General features: G+C 66.4%; 16 protein-coding genes and 1 pseudogene. 8 read left to right on the top strand and 9 right to left on the bottom strand.

Annotated elements, in window-relative coordinates:
- Positions 1–30 precede the first annotated feature (30 nt).
- The 3 genes from ACXJKM_RS14840 to ACXJKM_RS14830 are packed head-to-tail and all read left to right on the top strand — an operon-like array spanning position 31 to position 1458.
- Positions 31–438 (top strand): hypothetical protein, encoded by a 408-nt coding sequence (locus ACXJKM_RS14840; protein ID WP_457353292.1) that lies wholly within the window; start codon positions 31–33, stop codon positions 436–438.
- Position 439: 1 nt separating this feature from the next.
- A complete protein-coding gene (locus ACXJKM_RS14835; RefSeq protein WP_457353290.1) occupies positions 440–1063 on the top strand; it encodes a LysE family translocator in 624 nt (207 codons plus the stop codon).
- Positions 1064–1077: 14 nt separating this feature from the next.
- Positions 1078–1458 carry a VOC family protein gene (locus tag ACXJKM_RS14830; RefSeq protein WP_056190962.1) on the top strand — a complete coding sequence of 127 codons (381 nt, stop codon included), beginning with the start codon at positions 1078–1080 and terminating at the stop codon, positions 1456–1458.
- Here ACXJKM_RS14830 and ACXJKM_RS14825 read toward each other — a convergent pair.
- From ACXJKM_RS14825 to ACXJKM_RS14800, 6 genes are all read right to left on the bottom strand, one after another.
- Positions 1455–1796, bottom strand: a complete 342-nt coding sequence (locus ACXJKM_RS14825; RefSeq protein ID WP_457353287.1) for a hypothetical protein — start codon at positions 1794–1796, stop codon at positions 1455–1457. The genes ACXJKM_RS14830 and ACXJKM_RS14825 overlap by 4 nt on opposite strands.
- A gap of 25 nt (positions 1797–1821) precedes the next feature.
- Positions 1822–3423 carry a SpoVR family protein gene (locus tag ACXJKM_RS14820; RefSeq protein WP_457353285.1) on the bottom strand — a complete coding sequence of 534 codons (1602 nt, stop codon included), beginning with the start codon at positions 3421–3423 and terminating at the stop codon, positions 1822–1824.
- A gap of 163 nt (positions 3424–3586) precedes the next feature.
- Positions 3587–4867, bottom strand: coding sequence for a YeaH/YhbH family protein (locus ACXJKM_RS14815; protein ID WP_056190957.1), 1281 nt, complete (start codon positions 4865–4867; stop codon positions 3587–3589).
- A 115-nt stretch (positions 4868–4982) separates the two neighbouring features.
- Positions 4983–6905: a PrkA family serine protein kinase gene (locus ACXJKM_RS14810; RefSeq protein ID WP_056192487.1), complete on the bottom strand. Its 1923-nt coding sequence runs from the start codon at positions 6903–6905 to the stop codon at positions 4983–4985.
- A 643-nt stretch (positions 6906–7548) separates the two neighbouring features.
- Positions 7549–8442, bottom strand: a complete 894-nt coding sequence (locus ACXJKM_RS14805) for a ParB/RepB/Spo0J family partition protein (RefSeq protein ID WP_457353283.1) — start codon at positions 8440–8442, stop codon at positions 7549–7551.
- Between the two features lie 48 nt (positions 8443–8490).
- Positions 8491–9081: an RBBP9/YdeN family alpha/beta hydrolase gene (locus ACXJKM_RS14800; protein ID WP_457321548.1), complete on the bottom strand. Its 591-nt coding sequence runs from the start codon at positions 9079–9081 to the stop codon at positions 8491–8493.
- 51 nt (positions 9082–9132) lie between these two features.
- Here ACXJKM_RS14800 and argC point away from each other — a divergent pair, with 51 nt between their 5' ends.
- From argC to ACXJKM_RS14780, 4 genes are all read left to right on the top strand, one after another.
- Complete coding sequence (gene argC, locus ACXJKM_RS14795; protein WP_457353281.1) at positions 9133–10080, top strand: N-acetyl-gamma-glutamyl-phosphate reductase; 948 nt, start codon at positions 9133–9135, stop codon at positions 10078–10080.
- Positions 10081–10228: 148 nt separating this feature from the next.
- Positions 10229–12523, top strand: a complete 2295-nt coding sequence (locus ACXJKM_RS14790; protein ID WP_457353279.1) for a hypothetical protein — start codon at positions 10229–10231, stop codon at positions 12521–12523.
- Positions 12520–13812, top strand: a complete 1293-nt coding sequence (locus tag ACXJKM_RS14785) for an esterase/lipase family protein (protein ID WP_457353277.1) — start codon at positions 12520–12522, stop codon at positions 13810–13812. Before ACXJKM_RS14790 ends, ACXJKM_RS14785 begins: the two co-directional genes overlap by 4 nt.
- Before the next feature lie 72 nt (positions 13813–13884).
- The gene (locus tag ACXJKM_RS14780; protein ID WP_457353275.1) at positions 13885–14016 is read left to right on the top strand and encodes a hypothetical protein; all 132 of its coding nucleotides are present in this window, start codon (positions 13885–13887) and stop codon (positions 14014–14016) included.
- Positions 14017–14037: 21 nt separating this feature from the next.
- On the opposite strand, the gene ACXJKM_RS14775 is transcribed toward ACXJKM_RS14780, so the two are convergent.
- The 3 genes from ACXJKM_RS14775 to ACXJKM_RS14765 all read right to left on the bottom strand — a co-directional run bounded on the left by ACXJKM_RS14775 (position 14038) and on the right by ACXJKM_RS14765 (position 17495).
- The gene (locus tag ACXJKM_RS14775; RefSeq protein ID WP_457353273.1) at positions 14038–14646 is read right to left on the bottom strand and encodes a PAS domain-containing protein; all 609 of its coding nucleotides are present in this window, start codon (positions 14644–14646) and stop codon (positions 14038–14040) included.
- Positions 14647–14756: 110 nt separating this feature from the next.
- The gene (locus ACXJKM_RS14770; protein WP_457353271.1) at positions 14757–15242 is read right to left on the bottom strand and encodes a heme-binding protein; all 486 of its coding nucleotides are present in this window, start codon (positions 15240–15242) and stop codon (positions 14757–14759) included.
- 3 nt (positions 15243–15245) lie between these two features.
- Positions 15246–17495 carry a beta-glucosidase gene (locus ACXJKM_RS14765; RefSeq protein ID WP_457353269.1) on the bottom strand — a complete coding sequence of 750 codons (2250 nt, stop codon included), beginning with the start codon at positions 17493–17495 and terminating at the stop codon, positions 15246–15248.
- Between the two features lie 173 nt (positions 17496–17668).
- Here ACXJKM_RS14765 and ACXJKM_RS14760 point away from each other — a divergent pair.
- Positions 17669–17814, top strand: a pseudogene (locus ACXJKM_RS14760) (IS110 family transposase); the annotation flags it as partial.

The following is a 17814-nucleotide window of genomic DNA, read 5'->3' as shown; positions in this document are numbered from 1 at the left end:
GGCCCGGCATGGCGTTGTACAACGCATGCCATGCACATCACCCGCATCGCGCCGCTCGTCGCGGCCTACTTCGCAGCCAGCCTCGCCCACTTCAGTCACAACGCTCAGTACATCGCCTTCTATCCTGGCATGCCGGCATGGCTGACCCCGGGGACGGTCTGGTTGTGCTGGTTTGCGGTTTGCGCCGTTGGCCTGTTGGCATGGGTGCTGACGCGCCTGGGTCTGCCCACGCTTGGCCTGCTGGCCCTTGGCGTTTATGGCGCCCTGGGCCTGGATGGCCTGCTGCACTATCGTCTGGGGCTGTGCTCGCAGCACACGCTGATGGCCAATCTGACGATCTGGGCCGAGGCGACGACGGGGCTGATGCTGTTGCTGGTGTCGGCCGTGCTGTTCGCGAGACGGCTGTCGTTGGTGAACATTCAAACACGTCAGGGCTGAAATGATCGAACTCCCTACCCTGCTGGCCTTCACGCTGCTCAACATGAGCTTTGCCCTCATTCCGGGGCCGGACGTCATCTGCATCCTCTCCAACTCGGTCTCGCGCGGCACGGCCGCAGGAGCCAAGGTGTGCCTGGGCATTGCCTGCGCTGCGCTGGTTCACGTCGCGGCCGCCACCCTGGGACTCACCGCCTTCCTGGCCGCCGTTCCCACGGCATTTCTGGTGGTCAAGGCGGTCGGTGCGGCCTACCTGGTGTGGCTGGGCTGGCAGATGCTGCGCCACCCCACCGAGGTGGCTGCCGGCCCCGTGAACAGCCGTTGGTCTTCGCCGTTTGCCCAGGGCGCTTTATCCAACCTGTTCAATCCCAAAGTTGCCATCTTCTTCCTGGCCATCCTGCCGCAGTTCATCGACCCCGCCCTGGGCCATCCCGGCTGGCAGGCGGCCCTGCTGGGCATGGTGTCCATCGTCTCGGGCACGGCAGTCAACCTGTGCACCGCTGCGCTGGGCGGCAGGGCCAGGCATTGGCTGCTGGCCAAGCCGCGCATCTTCCAGCGCTTCCAGCAGCTCGCGGGCGCTGCGCTGGTGGGGCTGGGCATCAAGGTCGCCCTGGAGCGCGCTCGCTGATACGGGGAGACCGCATGCCCACACTCGACCACCTGATCCTCAAGGTCAACGACCTGGACGCCAGCGTGCGCTTCTACGTCGACGTGATGGGCTTCACCGATGCCGGCCGCGACGGTCCCTTCACTGTCATCAAGGCTGGGCCGGACTGCCAGCTGCAGCTCGCCCCCTGGGGCACGCCGGGCTTCGAGCATTACGCCTTTGCAGTGACCCGCGCCGAGTTCGAGACCATCTTCGAGCGCATCAAGGCGGCGGGCCTGGGCTATGGGCCGACCTTTGATTCCGTGGGTACGAACACGGGGCCGGGCAGCGAGGTGGGTGCGCGTGGGCCGGGGCCGACGCTCTATTTCAACGACCCCAACAAGCACCTGATCGAGATCAGGACCTACGAAGGTTAGCGCTTGCTTTTCGGCGGCACGAGGGGCGCGCCGCGCTGGCCGGTGGTGAGATCCCACTGATAGACCTCGCGCGTTGCCCTGTCGACGGCGTAATGGCCCAGCAGATGGCTGGCGTCCTTGGGCTCCTTGGGGCCGTCGAAGCGCAGCGTGAAGACGAAGTCGGCGTCGGTGGGGTGGCGCTTGCAGCGGTAGTCGCCGCGCTTGTTGGGGCCAGCCAGGTGCAGGGCACGGGCGGTGCCGATCAGCTTGAGGCAGGCCTGGCGCTCGCTCAGTCCAGCGGCATGGGCGGGCCAGGCCGCGGTGGCGACAAGAGCAGCAGACAGGAGCAGCCGGAACATGCCGGCGAGTATCAGCCCTCAGCCCTCAGCCCACCTGAGCCGGCACGCTCCAGCGCTTGGTCACGTCGCCGCGCGTGTTGACGCTTTCCAGCTGCACGCCAAAGCCCCAGAGGCGGCCGACATGCTTGAGCACTTCCTGGGCGCTGTCGTGCAGCGGGCGGTTCAGGTGCTGCACGTGGCGCAGCGTCAGTGAGCGGTCGCCGCGCAGGTTGACGTTCCAGACCTGGATGTTGGGCTCGCGCGTGGACAGGTCGTATTGGCGCGCCAGCGCCTGGCGCACATGGCGGTAGCCGCCTTCGTCGTGGATGGCGGAGATCTCGTACTCGCTCTTGGCCTCGTCGTCGATGATGGAGAAGAGGCGGAAGTCGCGCATGATCTTCGGGCTCAGGTACTGGCCGATGAAGCTCTCGTCCTTGAAGTTGCGCATCGCGTGGTCGAGCGTGGGCAGCCAGTCACTGCCGGCGATGTCGGGGAACCAGTCGCGGTCTTCATCCGTCGGGTTCTCGCAGATGCGCTTGATGTCGGTGTACATCGCGAAGCCCAACGCATACGGGTTGAGGTTGGCGTTGGGATGCTGGTAGACGACGTTGGTGTGGGACTTGAGCCACTCGATCATCATGCCGTCGCTCAAGTAGCCGTCGTCGTACATCTGGTTGAGCAGGCGGTGGTGCCAGAAGGTGGCCCAGCCTTCGTTCATGACCTGCGTCTGGCGCTGCGGGTAGAAGTACTGCGCGATCTTGCGCACGATGCGCACGACCTCGCGCTGCCAGGGGTCCAGCAGCGGCGCGTTCTTCTCGATGAAGTACAGCAGGTTCTCCTGCGGCTCGTCGGGGAAGCGGCGGCTCTCGGCGGCTTCGTCGGGGCGGTCGGCCTTCTTGGGCAGCGTGCGCCACAGGTCGTTGATCTGCGACTGCGCGTGCTGCTCGCGGTCCTTCAGCCGCGCGCGCTCTTCGGCGAGCGACAGCTTGGCCGGGCGGCGGTAGCGGTCCACACCATGGTTCATCAGCGCGTGGCAGGAGTCGAGCAGGGTTTCGACGGCATCGACGCCGTAGCGCTCCTCGCAGTCGGCGACGTAGTTCTTGGCGTAGACGAGGTAGTCGATGATGGACGAGGCGTCCGTCCACATGCGGAACAGGTAGTTCCCTTTGAAGAAGCTGTTGTGGCCGTAGCAGGCGTGGGCGATGACCAGGGCCTGCATGGCCAGCGTGTTCTCCTCCATCAGGTAGGCGATGCAGGGGTCGGAGTTGATGACGATCTCGTAGGCCAGGCCCATCTGGCCGCGCTTGTAGTTGCGCTCGGTGCTGATGAACTCCTTGCCGTAGCTCCAGTGCCGGTAGTTGACCGGCATGCCGACGGAGGCATAGGCGTCCATCATCTGCTCGGCGGTGATGACCTCGAGCTGGTTGGCATAGGTGTCCAGGCCGAAGCGCTCGGCGGTGTTCTTGATGACGGTGTGGTACTCGTCGATGAGATCGAAGCTCCAGTCATTGGGCGAGGGCAGGGGCTGGCTGGGGCGCTGGGCGACCGGCTTCATGCGCCGCAGCGGCAGGTGCTGGCGGCGGTCGGGCATGCCGGCCGGCGGGTTGGCCGGGCGCTCGTGGTGACGGCGGTCCTCTTTACTGCTCATGTCAGCCCCTCGTCCAACGAGTACGTCGGCCGGCCTTGCAGGCCGCGCCGCAGCTTGCGCTGCGGTTCTTCGGTAGGCACGGCGAGTCCACAGGACTCACCGAGTCCGGCCTCAGCCCCCGAGGGGATGTGGCCCGGCTTGGGAGCGGCCCGGCGCTCGGTCCTCATGTGGAGGCCCCTTCCTTCTTGAACAGCTCACGGAAGACGGGGTAGATCTGCGAGGCCTCGACGGCCTTGCGCATGGCGAAGTGGCGGGCGTCCTCGCTGAGCTTCTGGTATTCCTCCCAGAGGTTCTGCTCGGGCTCGGCGACCTGCACATAGGCGAAATAGCGGCACAGCGGCAGGATCTTGTCGGCCAGCAGCTCGCGGCAGCGGCCGCTGTCGTGATGCCAGTTGTCGCCGTCGCTGGCCTGGGCGCCGTAGATATTCCACTCGGTCGGCGAGTAGCGCTCCTTGATGATCTGCTCCATCAGCACCAGGGCGCTGGAGACCACGGTGCCGCCGGTCTCGGTGGCGTGAAAGAAGTTCTGCTCGTCGACCTCCTGCGCCTGCGTGTGGTGGCGGATGAAGACGACGTCGATCTTTTCGTAATGCCGCGTCAGGAAGAGGTAGAGCAGGATGAAGAAGCGCTTGGCCAGGTCCTTGCGGCCTTCGTCCATGGAGCCGGACACGTCCATCAGGCAGAACATGACGGCGCGCGTCGTCGGCACCGGGATGCGCACGCGGGCACGGAAGCGCAGGTCGATGGGGTCGAGGAAGGGGATGGCCTTGAGGCGCTCGCGCAGATGCTGGATGCGCTCACGGGTTTCGAGCAGCAGTCGCGGCGTTTCGGGGCGGTCTTCCTTCAGCAGCTCCTGCTCGCGGGCTTCGAGCTCGTGCAGCTCGCGGCGCTTGTCCATGCCCAGCGCGATGCGCCGGCCCAGGGCGCCGCGCATCGAGCGCACGACGTGCAGATTGGTGGGCGTGCCGTCAGACACGAAGCCGGCGCGCTGGCTGCGCCACTCGGGCGTGTCGGCCAGCGTCGTGCGGGCGAGATTGGGCAGGGCCAGGTCCTCGAAGAAGACCTGCATGAACTCTTCCTTGCTGAGGTGAAAGACGAAGTCGTCCTCACCCTCGCCAGTGTCGCTGGCCTCGCCGCCTCCGCCGCCACCGCCCTGCCCACCCTTGGGCTTGGCAATGCGGTCGCCCTTCACATACTCCTGGTTGCCCGGCCGCACAACCTCGCGCACGCCGCCGTCGCCATGGCCGAAGACGGGCTCGCTCAGGTCCTTCTTGGGGATGTGCACATCCTCGCCGCGCTCCATGTCGCGGATGCCGCGGCCGTCGACGGCGCGCTTCACCGCTTCGCGGATCTGCTCCTTGTGGCGGCGCAGGAATCGCTCACGGTTGCCGATGGACTTGTTCTTGCCCGACAGCCGGCGATCAATGATTTGCTGGAGCGACATTCAATCAATCCAAACAACGCCACAGAGGCACAGAGACACAGAGAACACATGGGGCAGGAAACGCATTCCTCTGTGCCTCTGTGTCTCTGTGGCTGTGTTCCTTGGGCGTACGAGATCAAGAACTCTTGCGGACCCGCAAGTACCACTCGCACAACAGCCTGACCTGCTTGGCCGTGTAGCCCTTGTCCACCATGCGCTGCACGAAGTTCTCGTGCTTCTTGGCGTCCTCGGCGCTGGCCTTGGCGTTGAAGCTGATGACAGGCAGCAACTCCTCGGTGTTGGAGAACATCTTCTTCTCGATGACGGTGCGCAGCTTCTCGTAGCTCGTCCACAGCGGGTTCTTGCCCGCGTTGTTGGCGCGCGCACGCAGCACGAAGTTGACGATCTCGTTGCGGAAGTCCTTGGGGTTGGAGATGCCGGCCGGCTTCTCGATCTTCTCGAGCTCGGCGTTCAGCGACGCGCGGTCGAAGACCTCACCGGTGTCGGTGTCGCGGTACTCCTGGTCCTGGATCCAGTAGTCGGCGTAGGTCACGTAGCGGTCGAAGATGTTCTGGCCGTACTCGCTGTAGCTCTCCAGATAGGCGGTCTGGATTTCCTTGCCGATGAACTCGGCATAGCGCGGCGACAGCTGTTCCTTGATGTAGCTGACGTATTTCTCTTCCAGCTCCTTGGGGAACTGCTCGCGCTCGATCTGCTGCTCCAGCACATACATCAGGTGCACCGGGTTGGCCGCCACCTCGGCCGAGTCGAAGTTGAAGACCTTGGACAGGATCTTGTAGGCGAAGCGCGTGCTGATGCCGCTCATGCCTTCGTCAACGCCGGCGTAATCGCGGTACTCCTGGTAGCTCTTGGCGCGCGGGTCGGTGTCCTTGAGGTTCTCGCCGTCGTAGATCTGCATCTTGGAATACAGCGACGAGTTCTCGGGCTCCTTCAGGCGCGTGAGCACGGCGAACTGGCTCATCATCTTCAGCGTGCCCGGTGCGCACTTGGCCTCGGACAGCGACGAGCCGCGGATCAGCTTCTCGTAGATCTTGACCTCCTCGCTGACGCGCAGGCAGTAGGGCACCTTGACGATATAGACGCGGTCGAGGAAGGCCTCGTTGTTCTTGTTGTTGCGGAAGGTCTTCCACTCGCTCTCGTTGCTGTGCGCCAGCACGATGCCGTCGAAGGGGATGGCGCCGAAGCCCTCGGTGCCCTTGTAGTTGCTTTCCTGCGTGGCGGTCAGCAGCGGGTGCAGCACCTTGATGGGCGCCTTGAACATTTCGACGAATTCGAGCAGGCCCTGGTTGGCCAGGCACAGGCCGCCGCTGTAGCTGTAGGCGTCGGGGTCATCCTGGGCATAGGTTTCGAGCTTGCGGATGTCGACCTTGCCGACCAGCGAGCTGATGTCCTGGTTGTTCTCGTCGCCCGGCTCTGTCTTGGCCACGCCGAGCTGCTTGAGCACGCTGGGGAAACGCTTGACGACCTTGAACTTGCGGATGTCGCCGCCGAACTCGTCCAGGCGCTTGACGGCCCAGGGGCTGAGGACACGGTTCAGGTAGCGGCGCGGGATGCCGTAGTCGCGCTCCAGCAGCGGGCCGTCCTCGATGAGGTCGAAGAGGCCGAGGGGCGACTCATTCACCGGCGAGCCGGCCAGCGCGTAGAAGGGCACATGCTCCATCAACTGCTTGAGCCGCTCGGCGATGGAACTCTTGCCGCCGCCGACGGGCCCGAGCAGGTAGAGGATCTGCTTCTTCTCTTCCAGCCCTTGCGCGGCATGGCGGAAATAGGAGACGACCTGCTCGATGGCCTCTTCCAGGCCATAGAACTCGGCGAAGGCCGGGTAGATCTTGATGGTCTTGTTGGCGAACAGGCGCGACAGCCGCTGGTCGTTGCGCGTGTCGAGCATCTGCGGCTCGCCGATGGCCTGCAGCATGCGCTCGGCAGCCGTGGCGTAGGCCAGTGGGTTTTTCTTGCACTCTGCGAGGTAGTCCTCCAGCGAGAGCTCCTCGACCTTGCTGCGCTCGAAGCGCGCTGCGAAATGGCTGATGACGTCCATGCCGACCTCCTGCGGTTTGAACTCCACAGGGCCGCAGGCACGATCCGTGCCCGAGGGACTGGGGGGTTCTGATCGCGCCTCAACTGCAAGGCGTCATCAGAACTCTCCACTCGCTTGATCAGCAGCTTGGCGCCGCCGACTGCTCGTCAATCTCAAGAATAAGCCGCTATCTGCCCATCAACACGACCACCAACAAACCAACGCAGTTTTCCGTTGACAGGGTGCCGGGCCAGCATACGCCCGCAGTTTGGGCAAGACCTGGCACTTTTCGGGCAAACCACACGAACCCGGGGGGCTTGTGGCGGGCCGCAGACAAAGCTGTCGGTGAAGAACTGTAGCGAGAGTGGCGCGCGTCACGGATGCATCACCATCCTTGTTGGACCACGCGGGCATCGTTACTGCGCACCTAGTGTTGAGCGCCTGCCGGCAGCGTCTTGTCAGACGCCGCCGCATTGCAGTGATGGAGCCCCTCGCCCAGTCCCGCCTTGCTGAACGCAGGCTTGCCTAGTCGGTCCCCCGAGGGGACGGCGATGCTTGCCGGCTCGGCCGGCAAGCACATCGCCGGAGCGGGCCGGCTAGGGAGCGGCCCGGCGCTCGGCCCGCAGGCACATGTCTCCGGTACCGCGAATGCGGCGACGCGAGCTCAGGCGCCGCGCAGCTTGTCGAGGATGCCGGACAGGGCGTCCAGCGAGTCGAAATGGATGGCCAGTTCGCCGCTCTGGCCGCCGCGCTTCGTTGCCTTCTTCACGCGCACCTCGACGGTCGCGCCCAAAGCGTCGGCCAGCTCTTCTTCCAGCCGCAGCACGTCGCGGCTCTTGTCGCTCTTCACGCGCAGCAGCGGCGCCTGGCGGCCGGCGCCCTGGTGCCTGGCGACCAGCTTTTCGGCCTCACGCACACTGAGCTTCTTGGCCGCGATCTCGCTGGCCGTGGTGATCTGCGTGGCGCCATCCAGCGGCAGCAGCGCGCGGGCGTGGCCCATGTCGAGGTCGCCCGCCATCAGCATGTTCTGCACCGGCGCGCTAAGGTTCAACAGACGCAGCAGATTGCTGGCCGCGCTCCGCGAACGACCGACCGCCTGGGCCGCCTGCTCATGTGTCAGGCCGAACTCGTCGGTGAGTCGTTTCAGGCCCTGCGCTTCCTCGAGCGGGTTGAGGTCTTCGCGCTGGATGTTCTCGATCAGCGCCATCGCGGCGGCCGATTCGTCGGGCACCACCTTGACGAGCACCGGCACCTCGCGCAGGCCGGCAAGTTTTGCCGCACGGAAGCGCCGCTCGCCGGCAATGATCTCGTAGGTCGCGCTCCCGTTCGGTGAGATCGGGCGCACGAGGATCGGTTGCATGATCCCTTGCGCCTTGATCGATTCGGCCAGCTCGTACAGCGAGCCCTCGTCCATGCGCGTGCGCGGCTGGTATTTGCCGGCCTGCAGCTGTTCGAGCTTCAGCGTGGAGGGCAAGTCGGTGGCGGGCGCTTCGCTGACCTTGGGGCCGAGCAGGGCCTCCAGGCCGAGGCCGAGGCCTTTGGGTTTCTTCGTGACCATGGGGGCGGATTGTCGATGAATGGGCGCCCCCAAACCTGCCGCTTTGCGTCAGGCCCCCCGAGGGGGTGCGGAGCGGCTCGGGAGCGGCCCGTCGCCGCTCCAGCGCTTGCCGAGGCTTTCCAGCAGCTCGCGACCCTCGGGCCAGTCGCCCAGGCCCGATTCGGCGTTCAGATGACCCCGCGGCCCGGCGATGACGACACTGCTGCCCCAGTCGGCCGCCATCTGCGTGCTGCGCTCGGCGGCGCCAAAGGGGTCGTCGCTGCTGATGACGGTGATGCTGGGGAAGGGCAGGCGCGGGCGGCGGATGGGTCGCCAGTTGTGGAGCTGGGGCGGCATGTCCGCGCGCTCGGTGTCCGGCGGGGCGACGAGCAGCGCGCCTTTCACGCGGCCGACGTGCTGGGAATGCTCGGCCCAGGCGGTGACGAGCTGGCAGCCCAGGGAATGGGCGACCAGCAGGGCCGGCGCGTCGTCCTGCAGCAGCACCTCGTCCAGCCGCGCCATCCAGTCGCCGCGGCGGGGCCAGTCCCAGTCGTGCTGCTCGACGCGCTCGTCGCCATGCAGCCGCTCCCAGCGGCTTTGCCAGTGGTCCGGGCCCGAGTTTTGCCAGCCCGGGAGAAGCAGTACACGCTCAGATTTCATGGTTTGCCCTTATCCTGCACAGTTCGATTTTCAGCGGTTGGAGCAGCGGCGATGACGTTCAAGGTGTTTGTGGATGGCCAGGAAGGCACCACGGGTTTGCGGATTCACGAGTACCTCGCGGCCCGCAGCGACATCGAGGTGCTGAAGATAGCCGCCGACAAGCGCAAGGACCCGGCCGAGCGTTCGCGTTTGCTGAACGCCGCCGATGTGGCCTTCTTGTGCCTGCCCGACGCAGCCTCGCGCGAGGCCGCCTTCATGGTCAACAACCCCAACACCTGCCTCATCGACGCCAGCACTGCCCACCGCACGGCGCCCGGCTGGGCCTTCGGCCTGCCGGAGCTGGCCAGGGGCCAGCGTGGCGCCATCCAGGCCAGCAAGCGCATCTCCAACCCGGGCTGCCATTCCAGCGCCTTCATCCTGTTGGTGCGCCCGCTGGTGGATGCCGGCCTGTTGCCCAAGGACGCCGCCATCAGCGCCACGTCCATCACCGGCTACTCGGGCGGCGGCAAGAGCATGATTGCCGAGTACGAGCAGCAGCCCTTGCCGGCCCATCTGCAGGCGCCGCGGCCCTATGGCCTGGGTCTCAAGCACAAGCATTTGCCGGAGATGGCTGCCCACACGGGGCTGGCGACGCCGCCGGTCTTCCAGCCCATCGTCAGCAGCTTCTACAAGGGCCTGGCCGTCAGCGTGCCGCTGCACCTGAGCCAGCTCAAGGCCGGCACGACGCCTGAGCAGGTCCATGCCGCGCTGGCCGCACACTACCAGGGCGAGCGTTTCATCAACGTGAAGCCGCTGCGCGACGCGGCCGCGCTGGATGCCGGCTTCTTCGACGTGCAGGCCTGCAACGACACCAATCGCGTCGACCTCTTCGTATTCGCCTCCGACACCCAGGTGCTGCTGATGAGCCGCCTGGACAACCTCGGCAAGGGCGCCAGCGGCGCGGCCGTGCAGAGCATGAACGTCCACCTGGGTCTGGAAGAGAGCCTCGGGCTGGTCTGAACCAGAAATCAGGGCGCTGAGGCGCAGCCCGGCGACATAGGATGACGCCTCTCTCAAGCAAACGACGGGCCGCTCCCGAGTTTGCTTGACCCCCTTGGGGGGCCTGTCGCGTAGTGACAGGTCTGGGGGCTCTATGTTGGGAGGCGTGATGTCGAAGACTGCAGGCACTGATCCTGTTCTGGCCCGGATCTCTTTGGTCATTCCGGGCCGCACGATCGCCTTGGGCGGCCAGCCCGAGGAGGGCGTGCCCGTGTGCCGGCTCGACACCGAAGCCATGCGCTGGACCTATGTGCTGCGGGCACGCGAACGCTGGCTCAGTTCGAGTGACGCCAGCAACAGCCGTGAGGAGCAGGCCAACCGCACGCTGAAGGGCTTTGGCCTGAAGGACGCCGACCTGGAGGCGCTTGCCCGCGCGCCGCGCGTCGTCGTGCGCATGCCTTACGCGTCGGAACGCGAGGGCTGGCAGGGCCGCATCTTTCCCTGGGAATATCTGCTGGCCAAGGCCACGCGGCGTTATCGCAATGTGGACAACCACCGCGTCACCGTGATGCGTGAAGTGGTGCCCAAGGCCCCGGCCCGGTGGAAAAAACCCGGGCAGCGCAGCCTGCTCTATGTGCAGAGCGCACCTGGCGGCTTGCGGCAGACATGGGATTTCAGCGCGGAAACCAAGCGGCTCAAACGCGCGCTGGGCGACATCCAGCTGATGGAGTTGAAAGACCCGAGCTGGCAACAGCTGCACGACGTCGTGAAGGCGCACCAGCCCGACCTCATCCATCTGAGTGGCTTCGACAATCTGGCCGGCCTGAAGGCCTTGCGCGACCTGGTGCCGAACGGCGAAGTGGTGGAGGCCGAATTCGGCCCGATGCAGCTGGACGACGTGCTGGCCAAGGAGGCCAGCGTGCCCGACGGCATGCTGCTGGCCGGCGAGAGCGGCGGCGCGGCCGTCGTCGGTGCGCAGCGGCTGGCCGAGGCGCTGGGGGCGGGGGGCGAGCACTGCGCCTATTTCGTCTCCCTCAGCCTCGAAAACTCGGCGGCGCGCACGGCGGCCCTCATCGTGGCCGAGCGCGCGGCCCTGTCGGCCGTGGGCTTCCAGGACGCGGTAGAGGACCAGCTGGCGGACTTCTTCTTCGAGCTGGTCTATGGCCAGCTCGACCAGGCCGTGTGGAACCTGCCGCTGGCCTTCGAGAGCGCCTGGTTGCGCGCGCGCAAGGAGCCCAGAGCCACGCGCGCCACCGGCGTCACGCTGTGGATGGGCGCGCCGCTGAACGAGGCTGCATTCACGCTGGGCGAACCCGCCGCGGCTGAACTGCGCGACGCCGACACGCCGCCGCGCCTGCTGGCCAAGCCCGAGAAGGAACTCAACTACGCGGTACTGCACAACAACGGGCGCCTGTTCAGCGAGATCGTCGTGGAGCGGGGCAACGCCGGGCCCGAGGACGGCTTGAGCGTCGACGTGGAGCTGCAGCTCGGGCCCGAACAGGCGCGCTGGCGCAAGCGCTTCGTGGCCGGCGAGACGCGCTTCGACCTCAGCAACGAGGTGCATGTGCCGCTGACCGCGGCGCTGATGCGTTCGCTGCAGGAAGCCGTCAACAGCACCTTGATGGTCCAGCTCAGCCACAACGACAAGGTGCTGACGCGCGACAGCCATCGCCTGCGCCTGCTGCCGGTGGACCAGTGGCGCGACAACGACAAGGACGGCCAGTGGCTGCCTTCCTTCGTGCTGCCGCGCGATCCGGCCGTCGTCAGCGCGGTGGAACTGGCGCAGCGCTATGTGCGCATCCTGCGCGACAACCCCAGCGCCGGTTTCGAGGGCTATCAGGCCGCGCCCAGCACCGAGGAAGAACAGCTGCGCGAGGTCGATCTGCAGGTGCAGGCGATCTGGGCCGCCTTGCTGCATGAGTGGCGGCTCGGCTATATCAACCCGCCGCCGTCGTACAGCGGCAAGCTCGATTCGCAGCGCCTGCGCACGCCCAGCACCATCCTCGGTGCGCGGGCCGGCACCTGCATCGACCTGGCCCTGCTGTTTGCCGCCTGCCTGGAGCTGATCGACGTCTACCCGGTCATCTTCCTGCTCAACGGCCATGCGCTACCCGGCTATTGGCGGCACAACAGCTTCCAGGCCGACTATCTGGCGGTCAGCGGCGATGGCGCGCATGGCGCCATGGCCGGCGCCGCGGATCGCAACTCCTCCGCCAGCCTGCAGCGCTATGCCTGGCAGGCGATCGGCAATGCACCCTACCGCGAGGTCAGGCAGTTGATCCGCGCGCGGCGCCTGGTGCCGATCGAGACGGTGAGGCTGACCGAGCACTGCGGTTTCGTGGAGGCGGTGGAGGCGGGCATCGATGCGCTGTCCGAAGCGGAAGACTTCCATTCGGTGCTGGACGTCGTGACGGCGCGCATGAACGGCATCACGCCCTTGCCCATCGTGGAGGAGAGGCCATGAGCAGTAACAAGCTTTGGGCCGACGTGAGCGCCCGGCTGGTGCTCGAAGAGGAGGCGACCGCCGTCAGCACCCTGCCCATCGGCCAGCGCCGCCGGCGCGCCGCGGCGCGCGATGCCGATGGCCGCGCCAAGGTCGAGCTGGTGCGTGACGAGGACGGCCTGCTGCGCTGGGTCTATTCGCCGCCGACCACGCCCGGCGGCACGGGGCGGCGCTCCTACCGGTCGATTCGCGTGGCGCCCGACGATGTGGTGCAGAGCTTTCGCTTCAACGACTTTGGGGCCAATGCGGTCACCGACAAGCTGATCGCGGCCGACGACTGGCTGACGCCCGACAAGGGCATGCAGCGCTGGCAGGACGGCCATCTGGTGAACGACGTCCAGCCCAAGATCGACAAGGGCCGTGTGCTGCTGCTGGTGCATGGCACCTTCAGCAAGTCGCAGATGTGGTTCGACGAGCTGCAGGCCACCGACGCCGGCAAGAAGCTGCTCGCCGGCTGGCAGCAGAAGTACAGCGCCATCCTGGCCTTTGGCCACGCCACCCTGTCCGTGGCGGCGTGGTCCAACGCCCTCGATCTGCACAGTGCCCTGCAGGACGTCAGCGCGCCCATCGACGTGGTCTGCCACAGCCGGGGCGGCCTGGTCGTGGGCTGGCTGATGCGGCTGCGCGCCGTGCCGGTGGAGCGGGTGATCTTCGTGGCGTCGCCGCTGGTGGGCACCAGCCTGGCCGCGCCGGACAAGCTGCGTGCAGCCCTCGACATGATCGCCAGCTACGCCGATGCCGTGTCGACGCTCAGCAAGCATGCGACGGGCATCGTGCCCTTTGCCGAGGGCGTTTCGCTGCTGGCCAAGATCTTCGGCAAGGTGCTGCATCTGGGCAGCACCACGCCCATCGTCGACGCGGCGGTGGGCCTGGTGCCGGGCCTCGCGACGCAGCAGCTGGTCAAGAACAACAACGATGTGCGGCAATTGTTTGCCGCGCCCTGGCTCAGCAGCCCCCAGATGTCCGGCATCGGCGCGTCTTTCCAGCCCGACGAGAGCGCTCAGCCGATCTGGAAGTTCTGGCGGCGCTTCAGCCACATCGGCGACCAGGTCAAGTACGGTGCGGCCGACATGGTGTTCCCCGGCCCCAACGACCTGGTGGTGGACGTGGACTCGATGTTTCGCCTGGGCGAGGGCGGCAACATCACTTTCGAAGCCCTCGGCGTGGGCCCGACCACACATCACACCAACTACTTCCGCGATGAGCGAGTGATCGGTTATCTGGGCGATCAGTTGTCGATTCAGAACTGAGGGGTTTCGCGGTCCGCCTTCCAACGCGAAGAGTGCGTTCGTCGTCGCGATGAGGGTGACCCACGGCGATGGGTGCCTGATTGCGGCGCCGAACTGATCTTCGACCAGCCCAACGATCTCGTCGTCGACAGCGCGACGACGCATCACAGCAGCTACTTCCAGGACTTGCGCGTGCTCAGCTGGCTGGATGCTCGCTTGCGCTGAGCGGCCTTGCCAGGCGCGTCTTTACACGGTGCGCAGGCTCTCAAGTTGCGCCATGGAGGCCTGCAGCAGGTCTTCAACCATGCCGAGCACCCGATCCCGCTCAAGCGCGAGCGCAGCGCGCTCAGCATCGGCGCTGTCGATACCCGACCGGTCGACGCTCAGCAGCAGGTGAAACGGCAGCACCAGCGGCAAACCTTCCATCAAGCCGCGGTGGCCGTCTGCCAACCCGCCCTGGGGCGTGAATGGGCGTTCGGTCAGGTCAATCATGGTCCCGACCATGCGCACCGCCCGGCCCTCGGCGTTGCGCTCGATGACCCGGCCGCGCGAGTGGACGACGCGATACCCCGAGCCATTGCTGCGCAGGCGGAATCTGGCCTCGTAGCTGGGCTGGCTGCCCCGGGCGTGTGCGCTCATGGCTGCAAGCATGCCTTCAAGGTCGGCAGGATGGACCCTGCAGCGCCAGAAGTGGGTGCTATCGGCGCTGTACGGTTCGGGATAACCGAGCTGCTGTTTCCACTGGGGTGAATGGTGAACGGTCTCAAGCTCAAGGCGGAGGTCCCACACCCCAAGCTCACCCGCCTCAATGGCCTGTCGCCACTGAATTTCAGCCGGTGGTCGCTGCATTTCCATGGACGGGGATTGTCATGTCCCGATTCGGCGCTATTCGGCTTTGAGCCCGTCGGAAAGGGCGAATGCAGTGAATCCCAACGCATACCCGCAACTTGCGAGGTCGTTACTACCTACTGGCTGCTCCAAAGCGCCAGTCCACCTGCCGCAAGCGCATGGTCTTCCCACCCGTCGAGGCCCGAAACAATCAAGGTCCCCACTCGGCCCTTGCCGTGCACCGCCAGGGGCAGGGCGCCGCCTTCGGCCTGGAAGAGGGTGGGGTCGAGGCCGGTTTCCGCATGGAAATTGGCCTGGCGTTCGAGGAACTCCAGCCGAACCCGCCATGAACTGTGGCCAAACCGGCGAACGACGTTCTTCTTCCTGATGATCCAGTCCGCGTTGCCTGCGCCCGTGCCATCCATGAAATAGACGAACAGGGGATGGTCGTCGGTCTCCAGGTGAATGGCCACGGGCCGGGCCGCAAACCACTGCTGCGCCAGCGCAAGGATGGATTGCCCGATCCCCATGGCGTCAGCCGCGGTCAGGCGCTCGAGCACGAGTGCTGCTTCCTGGGCCGCACACTGGGCGGCGGTCTGCGGAGCTTTCAAGCGGGAGTCCATGCGCTATCGCGCCTTGTGACGAAGCTGCGCCGACGTGAACCTGCGGCCCGCCAGCACCAGCTGGGCGGTGGCACGGATGTCGTCCGAACCCGCGCCGAGCTGCACTTCATAGGTTCCGGGGGCGATCACCCAGTTGCCGGTCGACTCGTCAAAGGTGGCCAGCAGCCGCGGGTCGACCGTGACCGCGCCCGTGCCGGTCTGACCCGGCTTCAGCGCCAGCTTGTCGAAGCCGACGAGGCGGCGGGGCGCTTCCCATTGAGCGCTCTGCGGCGCACGGACGTAGACCTGGCCGACCGAGGCACCGTCGCGCTTGCCGGCGTTCTTGACGGTGAACTTGACGGTCACCTGCCCGCCGGCCTTCTGGGCTTGTTCTGCCTTGAGGCCGCCCAGCTCGAAGCTCGTGTAAGACAGGCCATGGCCGAAGGCGTACAGCGGCTTGTGGCCGTGCAGGTCAAACCACTTGTAGCCCACGGCGGCGCCCTCGGTGTAGCGGACCGTGAACAGCGGGCCGTCCGACTTGCCGCCGATCTGCCGGCGCACCAGCTGATCCGTGCTCGCAGGGAAGGTGATGGGCAGGCGGCCGGAGGGGTTCACCTCGCCGGTGAGGATGCGGGCGATGGCCTCGCCGCCGGCCGCGCCCGGGTAGAAGGCCGCGAGGATGCCCTTCACGTCCTTCTCCCAGGGCATCAGGATGGCGCCGCCGCTCTCGACGACGACTACCGTGTTCGGGTTCGCCTTGGCGACCGCGCTGACGATGGCGTCCTGGTTGCCTTCCAGCGTCAGCGACGCGTCCAGCGACTCGGCGGTCCATTGGTGGACGAAGACGATGGCCATGTCCGCCGCGGCTGCGGCCTTGCCGGCGGACTCGACGTTGGTGCCCGCGTCGAAGGTGAATGCCGTCTGCGGCCGCAGACGCTGCAGCGCCTTCATCGGCGATGAGGGCTGCCACACCTGGGTCAGCCAGCCGCCCGGGCCGAGGCCGGTGACGGCGGTGCCGCCGATGGGCGTGACGGACGCCGAGCCACCACCGGCGAGCACGGCCTTGTCGGCATATGACCCGATGAGGGCCACGCGCTTGGGCGCCCCCAGCGGCAGCAGGCCGGCCTCGTTCTTCAGCAGCACCAGCGACTGCTCCGCAGCGGCCTGCGAGACCTGCGCGTGGGCGGCAAAGTCGATGGGGCCTGGCTTGAGCGGGTGGTCCATCACGCCCTTGTCGAACATCGCCCAGAGGATGCGCCGGGCCATGTCGTCGATGCGCGACCGCGGCACCGAGCCGTCCTCGACGGCCTCCTTCAGCGGCTTGGCAAAGTACGGGGCCTTGTCGAAGGGGAAGCCGGACTGCTGGTCAAGCCCGGCGGTGGCAGCGAGCACGGTCGAATGCACGGCGCCCCAGTCGGACATCACGTAGCCCGGGTAGCCCCAGTCGCCCTTGAGCACCTTGTTCTGCCAGAAGGCGTTCTGGCAGGCGTAGACATCGTTGATGCGGTTGTAGGAGCACATCACGGAGCCGGGGCTGGACTTCTCGATGGCGAGCTCGAAGGCCAGCGCGTCGCTCATGCGCAGCGCGGACTCGCCAATCTGCGCGCTGACGATGTTGCGGCCGGTCTCCTGCGCGTTGATCAGGTAATGCTTGATCGTCGAAATGATGTGGTTGGCCTGCACGCCGCGGATCAGCCCGGCGGCCATGTCGGCGGCGAGCAGCGGATCCTCGCCGGTGTATTCGAAGTTGCGGCCGTTCTGCGGTTCGCGCGCGAGGTTGACGCCGCCCGCCAGCATGACGTTGAAGCCCGACAGCCGGGCCTCCCGCCCGATCATCTTGCCGCCGGCCTCGGCCACACGCGGGTCCCAACTGGCGGCCGTGGCCAGCGACGAGGGCAGTGAGGTGCGCTCCAGGTTGGGATTGCGCACGCCGATGGACGCGTCGGCCTGGTGCTGGGCCGGTAGCCCCAAGTGCTCGATGCCGGGGATGTAGCCGGCCGAACCCGGAATCACCGTGGCGATGACCTCCTTGGTGTTGACGCCGGAGATCACGGCGCTGTCCACCTGCGCCAACTGGTCGCCCGAGGCGTAGCCGAACACCAGCAGCAGCTTCTCATCCAGCGTCATCGCCTTGAGCAGCAACTCGGTGCGCTGCGCGGCGCTCTTGGCCTTGTCCGTCCAGGGCTGGGCATCGGCGGCGAGCAGGGGCTGCGCGGCGGCGCAGAGGGCCAGCGCTACGGCCGTGGCCACCAGGGAGGCATGCATTGATTTCATGGCGAAAGGCGCATTGCGGCCGGGGTGGAATCGGTTCCAGCATCGCAGCGGTGGGGCGGACTCTACCTGGATAGCCCGGTAGGTTAATGGGATGGACGCCCCCACCTTGAACGGCATCGATGTGCCAGAGTGGAAGGGCAATGTTCAACCACTGACCGGAAGGGGCGTCCGACATGGAGATTACGACGATCGGCCTGGACTTGGCCAAGAACGTGTTTCAAGTCCACGGTGTTGATGCACGCGGCAACACCGTCTTGAAGAAGCAACTCAAGCGCGCGCAAATGGCCGAGTTCTTCGTCAAGCGCACTCCCTGCTTGAT

Source organism: Roseateles sp. P5_D6 (assembly GCF_054049415.1).
The sequence above is the reverse complement of the archived record's forward strand: the minus strand, read 5'-3'. Positions and strand labels throughout refer to the sequence as shown.